Genomic DNA, 9,797 nt, shown 5'->3' with positions numbered 1-9,797 from the left:
GCGCGTGCAGCCGACATGAACTTGCGCGCCGCCTGGATGGATTCGATGTACATCAGGATCGCCCGGGTCGAGGCATCGGTGGCCAGATAGTCCAGCAAATCCCCGAAGTCCACGTCGGCGGCATCGCCCAGCGAGACGAAGTGCGAGAAGCCCAGATCACGTGCATCCGCCCAGTCCAGCAGTCCGGTGGCCAGGGCGCCGGACTGCGAGACGAAGGCCAGCGAGCCGGGCCGGGCCCCGGTATGGGCAAAGCTCGCGTTTAGGCGCCATCCCGGCACCAGCAGGCCCACGCAGTTGGGACCGAGGATGCGCAGCAGGTACGGCCGGGCTGCCTCCAGCATGGCTTGGCGCAGGCTGCGCCCGCCGTCGGCCGACACTGAGCCCAGGCCGGCACTGAGCACCACAGCCGCACGTGTGCCACGTGCCCCGAGTTCGGCCACCAGGGCCGGCACCGTGGGCGCGGGCGTGCACAGCACGGCCAGGTCGGGCACGCCGGGCAGGGCCGCAACCGAAGGCCAGGCCCGCTGCCCGGCCACGAACTCGCGCCGCGGATGGACCGGCCACACCGGACCGGCAAAGCCGCCGGCCTGCAAGTTGTGCATCACCAGCCGGCCCAGGCTGCCCTCACGGTCGGAGGCACCGATCACGGCCACCGAGGCCGGGCGGAACATCGCGTCCAGGTTGCGGATGCTCAAGACGGGACTCCCCTGTCGTCACGACATCGTTGCCGTCAGCCTAGCGGCCAGCGGCGCGCCGGCCTTGACCTGGCTCAAGGGCTTGGAGTCGATCGGGGGGGGGAGGGGCCGGACGACACGTCCAGCGGCGGCTGGCGATGTCCAGCGATGAATCATGCCCCAGCTCGGCCCGCTTGGGGAGAGCGGCCGCACCCGGGTTTCGGGTATTGCGTCACCGTCTTGTCACGACGGCCCCCGAGGAGCACACTGGGTTCGGGCCATCGGCCCGGGTCGGCGCACCCTCCTGGGGCACGACTCCCTCACTCCCTCGGAAAGGAGGTTCGAATGAATCTGACGATCAGTGGCCACCACCTGGAAGTGACACCCGCTCTGCGCGAGTATGTGCTCACCAAGCTCGACCGGGTCACCCGGCATTTCGACCAGGTGGTGGACATCAACGTGCTGCTCACGGTCGAGAAACTGAAGGAAAAGGAGCGACGCCAGAAAGCCGAGGTCAACCTGCACGTCAAGGGCAAGGACATCTTCTGCGAAACCGCCCATGAGGACCTGTACGCCGCAATCGACGAACTCATGGACAAGCTCGACCGCCAAGTCGTCAAGCACAAGGATCGTCTGCAGGACCATCACCACCGCTCGCCCAAGCGCCTCAACGGCGACATGGACGAGCCAGTGGCATAAGTGAACACACACATTGCATTCGCGCCGGCGGCCTGCGGGCCGCCGTTTGCCTTCCTGAGCGGCTGCCCGCGGCGCTTGCTGCGACGCAACAAGCTGTGCACAATGCCCGAGGTCGCTGGGGAGTGCGCTCTATACGCCACAGGGGCGCTTCCTATAATTCAACGTTTTGTCACGAAGACGCGTGGGCACAGGTTGACCCCAACCGCCAAGCCCGGCGCGGTGACCGCATGAACCGTCTCGCAGCCATCCTCCCCGCCAGCAACGTGCTGGTGAACGTGGACGCCACTAGCAAGAAGCGGGCCTTCGAGCACGCCGGCCTGCTGTTCGAGAACCAGCACGCCATCGCCCGCGCGACCGTGACGGACAATCTTTTTGCCCGCGAACGCCTGGGCTCCACGGGCCTGGGCCATGGCGTGGCCATCCCGCATGGCCGTATCAAGGGCCTGAAGAACCCGCTGGCCGCCGTGCTGCGGGTGCAGCAGCCCATCCCCTTCGACGCCCCCGACGACGAGCCCGTCAGCCTGCTGATCTTCCTGCTGGTGCCTGAGGCGGCCACCCAGCGCCACCTGGAGATCCTCTCCGAGATCGCCGAGCTGCTCAGCGACCGAGAGTTGCGCGAGCGCCTGAAGACCGAGACCGAGGCCGCCAAGGTTCATGAGCTGATCTCCAACTGGGAACCGCTGAAATCGGTGGCCTGAACCTTGGCCACCGGAGCGGGGCTGGTGCAGCGGACCCACTAGGGTGACAGCCCCCACCGAAAGCGGTTACAACCCGCCCCATGAAACCCACCGTCATCAGTGCCGAGGCCCTGTTCGAGGCCCACCGGGCCGCGCTCAAGTGGCAGTGGATCGCCGGCCACGCCCATCCCGAACGCCGCTTCGACGAAGTCGCCGTGCGCGATGCCCAGTCGGCCGCTGATCTGGTGGGCTACCTCAACTACATCCATCCCTACCGGGTGCAGATCGTCGGCCGGCGCGAGGTCGACTACCTGGCCAACGCCGAGCCCGAGGACCAGGCCCGTCGCATCGCCCGCATCGTCACGCTGGAGCCGCCGGTGCTGGTGGTGGCCGATGGTCAGACCCCGCCCGACCAGCTCGTGGCGATGTGCGAGCGTGCCGAGATCCCGCTGTTCGTCACCCAAGAATCGGCCGGCTTCGTCATCGACGTGCTGCGCAGCTACCTCGCGCTGCATTTCGCCGAGCGCACCACGCGCCACGGCGTCTTCATGGACATCCTGGGCCTGGGCGTGCTGCTCACCGGCGAGTCGGGCCTGGGCAAGAGCGAACTGGGCCTGGAGCTGATCTCGCGCGGCAACGGCCTGGTGGCCGACGACGCGGTGGACCTGTACCGCGTCTCGCAGACGGCCATCGAGGGCCGCTGCCCCGAGCTGCTGATGAACCTGCTGGAGGTGCGCGGCATCGGCCTGCTCGACATCAAGGCCATCTTCGGCGAGACCGCGGTGCGCCGCAAGATGCGCCTGAAGCTCATCGTGCACCTGGTGCGCAAAGAGACGATGGAGCGCGACTTCGAGCGCCTGCCCTACGAGCCGTTGTATGAGGACGTGCTGGGCCTGCCGGTGCGCAAGGTGGTGATCGCGGTGGACGCCGGCCGCAACCTGGCCGTGCTGGTGGAGGCCGCCGTGCGCAACACCATCTTGCAGTTGCGCGGCATCGACACCTACAAGGAATTCATCGAGCGCCACCAGCGCGCCATGGAACGCGACGACACCAGCCTGTGAGCGGCCGCCGTCCGGCCCTGCTCAGCGTTCGCCGTGATGGCCCTTGCAGCCCTCGCGGCCGCACACCACGTACAGGGCCAGCGAGTGGTCCTGCAGCTCGTAGCCGCGTTCTTTGGCGATCTGCTGCTGACGCCGTTCGATCTCCGGGTCGAAGAACTCCTCGACGCGGCCGCACACCACGCACACCAGGTGGTCGTGGTGCTTGCCCTCGTTGAGCTCGAAGACGGCCTTGCCGGCCTCGAAATGGTTGCGCGAGAGGATGCCGGCCTGTTCGAACTGCATCAGCACCCGGTAGACCGTGGCCAGCCCGATGTCCGAGCCCTCGGCCAGCAAGGCCTTGTAGACATCCTCGGCCGTCATGTGGCGCATCGTGCCCTTCTGGAAGATCTCGAGGATCTTCATGCGGGGCAAGGTGGCTTTCAGGCCGCTGCTCTTGAGTTCTTCCAGGGTGGTCATGGGCACTCCGCAGGCTTGTGGACATTCGGCGCGCTGCGAAGCGCCGGCACCGTGCTGGGTAGAATCTTCGCATCATATCGGGCCCGCCTGCGCTCGTCTGCCCTCTCCCGAGAAACCCTGATGACCCAAGCTTTGCGTCCCGCCCTTGCCGCCCTCGCCCTCTTGTCGCTGGCCGGCTGCGCCGCGCGCGACGACGGCGCCGTGCTGGGCCTGCTCACCCCCTACCGCGTGGAAGTGGTGCAGGGCAACGTGGTCACCGCCGAGATGGCCCGCGCCGTGCGCCCCGGCATGAGCCGCACCCAGGTGCGCGAGATCCTGGGCTCGCCGCTGCTGACCGACCCCTTCCACGCCGACCGCTGGGACTACGTTTTTGCGATCCGTCGCGCCGGCACGCAGCCGCAGACGCGCCGCGTCACCGCCCATTTCGAAGGCGACCGCCTGGTGCGCCTGGACGCCGACGAGCTGCCCACCGAGGAGGCCTTCGTCGCCTCGATCGACAACTTCCGCAAGCCGCGCAGCGTGCCGGTCCTGCAGCTCACCGAGGAGCAGATGCGCAACCTGCCCGCCCCGCGCCCGACGGCCGAGCCTGCCGCCGCTGCTGCGGCCGAGCCGCCGACGCGCGAGTACCCCCCGCTGGAACCGGCGGCCCGCTGAGGGCCGGTCCTACCCTCTGCCTTTTTTCGCCCGACGAGTCCCGACATGACCCATCCCATCGCCATTGCCGGCAGCTCCGGCCGCATGGGCCGCGTGCTGATCGAAGCCGTGCTGGCCGCCGACGACTGCCGGCTGGCCGGCGCCCTCGACCGCGAGGGCAGCCCGGCCCTCGGTCAGGATGCCGCCGCTTTCCTGGGCCGCAGCAGCGGTGTGAGCATCGGCGCCGACCTGCGCGCCGGCCTGAAGGATGCGCGCTTCCTGATCGACTTCACCCGCCCCGAGGGCACGCTGGCCCACCTGCAGGTCTGCCGCGAACTGGGCGTGAAGGCCGTGATCGGCACCACCGGCTTTTCCGAAGCTGAGAAAGCCGAGATCGCACGCATCGCGCAAGACATCGCCATCGTGATGGCGCCCAACATGAGCGTGGGTGTCAACGTCGTGCTCAAGCTGCTGGAGACCGCCGCGAAGGCGTTGGCGCAGGGCTACGACATCGAGATCATCGAGGCCCATCACCGTCACAAGGTCGATGCCCCCAGCGGCACCGCGCTGAAGATGGGCGAGGTGGTGGCCCAGGCCTTGGGCCGCGACCTTGCGCAATGCGCCGTCTACGGCCGCGAGGGCGTGACCGGCGAGCGCGACCCCTCCACCATCGGCTTTGCCACCGTGCGCGGCGGCGACATCGTGGGCGACCACACCGTGCTGTTTGCCGGCACCGGCGAGCGCATCGAGATCACGCACAAGTCCAGCAGCCGTGCCACCTATGCCCAGGGCAGCCTGCGCGCCGTGCGTTTCCTGGCCGCCCAGGAGCGCGGCCTGTTCGACATGGCCGACGTGTTGGGCCTCCAATAAGAAAGCCGTCCTCCCGCACCATGAGCACCGAGACCACGCCCTACGATCCCCGCCAGGTCGAGGCCGCCGCCCAGGCCCACTGGCAAGCCCGCGACGCCTACCGCGTCACCGAGGATGCGAGCCGCAAGAAGTTCTACGCCTGCTCGATGCTGCCCTACCCCTCGGGCAAGCTGCACATGGGCCATGTGCGCAACTACACGATCAACGACATGTTGACGCGCTACCTGCGCATGAACGGCTACAACGTGCTCATGCCCATGGGCTGGGACGCCTTCGGCTTGCCCGCCGAGAACGCGGCGATGAAGAACAAGGTGCCGCCGGCGCAGTGGACCTACGCCAACATCGCCCACATGAAGGGGCAGATGCAGGCCATGGGCCTGGCCATCGACTGGTCGCGCGAGATCGCCACTTGCTCGCCCGACTACTACAAGTGGAACCAGTGGCTCTTCCTGAAGATGCTGGAGGCGGGCATCGCCGAGCGCCGCACCCAGGTGGTGAACTGGGACCCGGTGGACCAGACCGTGCTGGCCAACGAGCAGGTGATCGACGGACGCGGCTGGCGCTCGGGCGCGCTGGTGGAAAAGCGCGAGATCCCCGGCTACTACCTCAAGATCACGAAGTACGCGCAGGAGCTGCTCGACCACGTGCAGCACCACCTGAGCGGCTGGCCCGAGCGTGTGCGCCTGATGCAGGAGAACTGGATCGGCAAGAGCGAGGGTGTGCGCTTTGCCTTCCCGCACGAGATCCGCGACGCCTCGGGGGCACTGATCCAGGACGGGCGGCTGTACGTCTTCACCACGCGCGCCGACACCATCATGGGCGTGACGTTTTGCGCCGTGGCGCCTGAACACCCGCTGGCCACGCATGCGGCGGCGCGACGTCCCGAACTGGCGGCCTTCATCGAGCGCTGCAAGCAAGGCGGCACCACCGAGGCCGAGCTGGCGCTCAAAGAAAAGGAGGGCATGCCCACCGGCCTGACCGTGCAACATCCTCTGACCGGCGAGGCTGTGCCCGTGTGGGTGGGCAACTACGTGCTGATGAGCTATGGCGACGGCGCGGTGATGGGCGTGCCGGCGCATGACGAGCGTGACTTCGCGTTCGCGAAGAAGTACGGGCTGCCGATCAAGCAGGTGGTCGCCGTCGAGGGCGAGCGCTATTCCACCGAGGCTTGGGCCGAGTGGTATGCCGACAAGCAGCGCGGGCGCTGCATTGCCTCGGGTGTGCTCGACGGCCTGTCCTACGCCGCCGCCGTCGACAAGGTCGCCGAGCTGCTGGCCGCCAAGGGGCTGGGCGAGAAGAAGACCACCTGGCGCCTGCGCGACTGGGGCATCAGCCGCCAGCGCTACTGGGGCACGCCGATACCCATCATCCACTGCGACGACTGCGGCGCCGTGCCGGTGCCCGAGCAGGATCTGCCGGTGGTGCTGCCCGAGGACCTGATCCCCGACGGCTCGGGCAACCCGCTGAACAAGTGCGAGAGCTTCCTGAAGGTGGACTGCCCCCGCTGCGGCAAGCCGGCGCGCCGCGAGACCGACACGATGGACACCTTCGTGGACAGCGCGTGGTACTACATGCGCTACTGCGACCCGAAGCGTGACGACCGCATGGTGGCCGAGGGCGCGCAGTACTGGATGCCGATGGACCAGTACATCGGCGGCATCGAACATGCCATCTTGCACCTGCTGTATGCACGTTTCTGGACCAAGGTGATGCGGGATCTGGGCCTGGTGAAGGTAGACGAGCCCTTCACCAAGCTGCTCACCCAGGGCATGGTGCTCAACCACATCTACTCGCGCCGCACCGACAAGGGCGGCATCGAGTACTTCTGGCCACACGAGGTGGACAACGTCTACGACGATCAAGGCCGTATCACCGGGGCCCGGCTCAAGCGCGACGGCTCGGCCGTGACCTACGAAGGCGTGGGCACGATGAGCAAGAGCAAGAACAACGGCGTGGACCCGCAGGACCTGATCGACCGTTACGGCGCCGACACCGCCCGCCTGTTCACGATGTTCGCCGCGCCGCCGGAGGCCACGCTGGAGTGGAACGACGCTGGCGTCGAGGGGGCCCACCGCTTCCTGCGCCGCGTCTGGAACTATGCCCAGGCCCACCGCGACCTGCCGGCGAAGATGCTGATGCCGGGCTTGGCCACCGAGATCATCTGGCACGCCGCGCCGGTCGAGGTGAAGAAGCTGCGCCTGGAGATCCACCGGCTGCTGCAGCAGGCCACGCATGACTACGAGCGCATGCAGTACAACACCGTGGTGTCGGCCTGCATGAAGATGCTCAACGCGCTGGAGGGCTTCGACGCCCGCGCCGATGCCGGCGCCGACTACGCGGCCTGGGCCGTGGGCGAAGGGCTGGGCATCTTGCTGCGCGTGCTCTATCCGGCCTGCCCCCACCTCACCCACGTGCTGTGGAGCGAGCTGGGGTATGCCCAGCGCTTCGGCGATCTGCTCGACGCGCCCTGGCCGCTGGTGGACGAAGCCGCGCTGGTGCAAGACGAGATCGAGCTCGTCTTGCAGGTCAATGGCAAGCTGCGCGGGGCGATCAAAGTGGCGGCCAGCGCCGACAAGGCGGCCATCGAGGCCGCCGCACTGGCCGCGCCGGAGTTCGCGAAATTCAGCGAGGGCAAGCCGGCCAGGAAGGTCATCGTGGTGCCTGGGCGTCTCGTGAATGTGGTGGTCTGAGCCCCGTCTTGCGCGCCGGCCCGTGCTGGCGCTGGCCGGTCTGGGCCTGCTGGCCGGCTGTGGTTTTCGGCTGCGCGGTGCCACGAGCCTGCCCTTTCGCAGCCTGCGCCTGGGTTTCGACCCGCTGTCACCAATGGGCCAGGAACTGCGCCGCCAGCTCGCCGCGGTGCCGGACCTGCGCCTGGTGGACGACCCGCGCCAGGCCGAGGCCGTCTTCGAGGTGCTGGAAGACGGCTTCCAGCGCGGCGTGGGCAGCCGCACCTCGGCCGGCCAGATCCGCGAGCTGACGCTGCAGCTGCGGTTGCGCTTTCGTCTGCGCCGCTCCGATGGCGAGCTGTGGTTGGACGAAACGCAGCTGTCGCTCAATCAAGCCATGAGCTACAACGAGACCGCCTCGCTGGCCAAGGAGAGCGAGGAGGCGCAGCTGCTGCGCAGCATGCGCGAGGACATCGCCGCCCAGGTGATTCGCCGCTTGGCGGCGCTGCAGCGCTGAGTCAGGCCCATGCAAGTGCGCTTCGATCAACTGGTCGCGCATCTGCGTCAGGGCTTGCGCGGTTTGTACGTCGTGCACGGCGACGAGCCGCTGCAGGTTCAGGAGGCCGGCGACGCGATCCGCGCGGCCGCCCGGGCTGCCGGCCATGGCGAGCGCAGCGTCTACACCGTTGCCGGGCCGGGGTTCGACTGGAGCGAGCTGCTCGCCGGGGCCCAGGCGCTGTCGCTGTTCTCGGCCCGACGGCTGGTGGAGATCCGCATTCCCAGCGGCAAGCCGGGCAAGGACGGCAGCGAGGCGCTGCAGCGCTATGCACAGGCGGTTGCCGGGGGGCTGGGCGAGGAGGTCGTGACGCTGGTGATCCTGCCGCGGCTGGACAAGGCCACGCAGGCCAGCGCCTGGTTCAGCGCCCTGGACGCCGCCGGCGTGAGTGTGCGCATCGACCCCATCGACCGCAAGGCCCTGCCCCAGTGGATTGCACAGCGCCTGGCCGCCCAGGGCCAGCGCGTGCAGGCCGGCGAGGCCGGGCAGCGCACGCTGGCCTTCTTCGCCGACCGGGTCGAAGGCAATCTGCTGGCCGCCCACCAGGAGATCCAGAAGCTCGGCCTGCTGTACCCCGAGGGGGAACTCAGCTTCGAGCAGGTCGAGGCTGCGGTGCTCAACGTGGCGCGCTACGACGTCTACAAGTTCACCGAGGCCGTGCTGGCCGGCCAGGTGGCCCGTGCGCTGCGCATGCTCGATGGCCTGCAGGCCGAGGGCGAGGCCGCCGTGCTGGTGCACTGGACGCTGGCCGAAGACATCCGTGCGCTCAAGCGCGTGAAGGATGCCACCGCGGCGGGCCGCCCGCTGCCGATGGCCTTGCGCGAGAACCGGGTCTGGGGTGTGAAGGAAAAGCTCTACGAGCGTGTGCTGCCCCGCCTGCCCGACACGGTGCTGCACGGCCTGCTGCAGGCCGCCCAGGTCTGCGACGGCCTGGTCAAGGGCCTGCCCCATCCGGACTGGCCGGCCGACCCCTGGCAGGCCCTGCGGCGGCTGACGCTGATGTTGGCCGAGCCCTGCGCCGGCATCACTGGCCCGGCCCCGCTGGTGTTGCCGCGGTGTCTTGCTTTGAAGCCGTTGGCTCAGTAGCCCACCGCCCGATCCACCAGATGGGCCAGCGGCCGGCCCTCGCGCAGCGCGCGGATGTTGCGCGCCACCACCTGTGCCGCCGAGCGCGGATCGGTCGCGGCCGCCACATGGGGGCGTACCGTCACGCGCGGATGCCCCCAGAAGGGATGGTGCTGCGGCAGAGGTTCGTCACGGAAGACATCGAGCACGGCATGACGCAGGTGGCCGGCATCGAGGGCGGCCAGCAGATCGGTCTCGACCACATGCCCGCCCCGCGCGAGGTTGACGAGCGAGGCGCCCGGCCGCATCGCGGCCAGCGTGGTGGCGTTGAAGAGGCCCTGGGTGTCCGGCGTAAGCGGCAGCAGGTTGACCACGATGTCGGCCTCGCCCAGCAGGGCGTGCAGGCCCTGGCGGCCCCGTGCGACCTCCACCCCCGGCAT

The 9,797-nt window shown here is 68.6% G+C and carries 11 protein-coding genes; 8 read left to right on the top strand and 3 right to left on the bottom strand.

The window, feature by feature from the left end; all coding sequences use genetic code 11:
* Positions 1-695 (bottom strand): CoA-binding protein (locus ACK42S_RS02245; RefSeq protein WP_409702801.1); only part of this gene is annotated, 695 nt, incomplete at its 3' end.
* Between the two features lie 324 nt (positions 696-1,019).
* On the opposite strand from ACK42S_RS02245, the gene hpf reads away from it, so the two are divergent.
* The 3 genes from hpf to hprK all read left to right on the top strand — a co-directional run bounded on the left by hpf (position 1,020) and on the right by hprK (position 3,111).
* The gene (gene hpf / locus ACK42S_RS02240; protein WP_409702799.1) at positions 1,020-1,373 is read left to right on the top strand and encodes a ribosome hibernation-promoting factor, HPF/YfiA family; all 354 of its coding nucleotides are present in this window, start codon (positions 1,020-1,022) and stop codon (positions 1,371-1,373) included.
* A 227-nt stretch (positions 1,374-1,600) separates the two neighbouring features.
* On the top strand, positions 1,601-2,071 hold the full coding sequence (locus ACK42S_RS02235; protein ID WP_409702797.1) for a PTS sugar transporter subunit IIA: 471 nt from the start codon (positions 1,601-1,603) through the stop codon (positions 2,069-2,071).
* A gap of 80 nt (positions 2,072-2,151) precedes the next feature.
* Positions 2,152-3,111, top strand: a complete 960-nt coding sequence (gene hprK, locus ACK42S_RS02230) for an HPr(Ser) kinase/phosphatase (RefSeq protein WP_409702795.1) — start codon at positions 2,152-2,154, stop codon at positions 3,109-3,111.
* Positions 3,112-3,132: 21 nt separating this feature from the next.
* Here hprK and fur read toward each other — a convergent pair whose 3' ends face one another.
* Positions 3,133-3,567 carry a ferric iron uptake transcriptional regulator gene (gene fur / locus ACK42S_RS02225; RefSeq protein ID WP_409702793.1) on the bottom strand — a complete coding sequence of 145 codons (435 nt, stop codon included), beginning with the start codon at positions 3,565-3,567 and terminating at the stop codon, positions 3,133-3,135.
* A 120-nt stretch (positions 3,568-3,687) separates the two neighbouring features.
* Between fur and ACK42S_RS02220 the strand changes: the two genes are divergently transcribed.
* From ACK42S_RS02220 to holA, 5 genes are read left to right on the top strand one after another with little or no spacing between them, the layout of a single operon-like run.
* Complete coding sequence (locus tag ACK42S_RS02220; protein WP_409702791.1) at positions 3,688-4,221, top strand: outer membrane protein assembly factor BamE; 534 nt, start codon at positions 3,688-3,690, stop codon at positions 4,219-4,221.
* 45 nt (positions 4,222-4,266) lie between these two features.
* Positions 4,267-5,070 (top strand): 4-hydroxy-tetrahydrodipicolinate reductase, encoded by an 804-nt coding sequence (dapB, locus tag ACK42S_RS02215; RefSeq protein WP_409702789.1) that lies wholly within the window; start codon positions 4,267-4,269, stop codon positions 5,068-5,070.
* A 20-nt stretch (positions 5,071-5,090) separates the two neighbouring features.
* The gene (gene leuS / locus ACK42S_RS02210) at positions 5,091-7,760 is read left to right on the top strand and encodes a leucine--tRNA ligase (RefSeq protein ID WP_409702787.1); all 2,670 of its coding nucleotides are present in this window, start codon (positions 5,091-5,093) and stop codon (positions 7,758-7,760) included.
* A complete protein-coding gene (gene lptE, locus ACK42S_RS02205) occupies positions 7,747-8,253 on the top strand; it encodes an LPS assembly lipoprotein LptE (protein WP_409702785.1) in 507 nt (168 codons plus the stop codon). Before leuS ends, lptE begins: the two co-directional genes overlap by 14 nt.
* A gap of 9 nt (positions 8,254-8,262) precedes the next feature.
* Positions 8,263-9,378 carry a DNA polymerase III subunit delta gene (holA, locus tag ACK42S_RS02200; protein WP_409702783.1) on the top strand — a complete coding sequence of 372 codons (1,116 nt, stop codon included), beginning with the start codon at positions 8,263-8,265 and terminating at the stop codon, positions 9,376-9,378.
* Here holA and ACK42S_RS02195 read toward each other — a convergent pair.
* Positions 9,372-9,797: NAD(P)-dependent oxidoreductase (locus ACK42S_RS02195; protein WP_409702781.1), on the bottom strand; the 426-nt coding region annotated here is incomplete at its 5' end. The two genes, holA and ACK42S_RS02195, sit on opposite strands and share 7 nt — an antisense overlap.

Origin of the sequence: Caldimonas sp., assembly GCF_046289365.1 — a bacterium.
Classification (GTDB): Bacteria; Pseudomonadota; Gammaproteobacteria; order Burkholderiales; family Burkholderiaceae_C; genus Caldimonas.
The sequence above is the reverse complement of the archived record's forward strand: the minus strand, read 5'-3'. Positions and strand labels throughout refer to the sequence as shown.

Bases quoted from the DNA above. Each gene is read 5' to 3' on its own strand.
- hpf (WP_409702799.1), top strand. From the start codon at position 1,020: ATGAATCTGACGATCAGTGGCCACCACCTGGAAGTGACACCCGCTCTG.
- ACK42S_RS02235 (WP_409702797.1), top strand. From the start codon at position 1,601: ATGAACCGTCTCGCAGCCATCCTCCCCGCCAGCAACGTGCTGGTGAAC.
- hprK (WP_409702795.1), top strand. From the start codon at position 2,152: ATGAAACCCACCGTCATCAGTGCCGAGGCCCTGTTCGAGGCCCACCGG.
- fur (WP_409702793.1), bottom strand. From the start codon at position 3,567: ATGACCACCCTGGAAGAACTCAAGAGCAGCGGCCTGAAAGCCACCTTG.
- ACK42S_RS02220 (WP_409702791.1), top strand. From the start codon at position 3,688: ATGACCCAAGCTTTGCGTCCCGCCCTTGCCGCCCTCGCCCTCTTGTCG.
- dapB (WP_409702789.1), top strand. From the start codon at position 4,267: ATGACCCATCCCATCGCCATTGCCGGCAGCTCCGGCCGCATGGGCCGC.
- leuS (WP_409702787.1), top strand. From the start codon at position 5,091: ATGAGCACCGAGACCACGCCCTACGATCCCCGCCAGGTCGAGGCCGCC.
- lptE (WP_409702785.1), top strand. From the start codon at position 7,747: ATGTGGTGGTCTGAGCCCCGTCTTGCGCGCCGGCCCGTGCTGGCGCTG.
- holA (WP_409702783.1), top strand. From the start codon at position 8,263: ATGCAAGTGCGCTTCGATCAACTGGTCGCGCATCTGCGTCAGGGCTTG.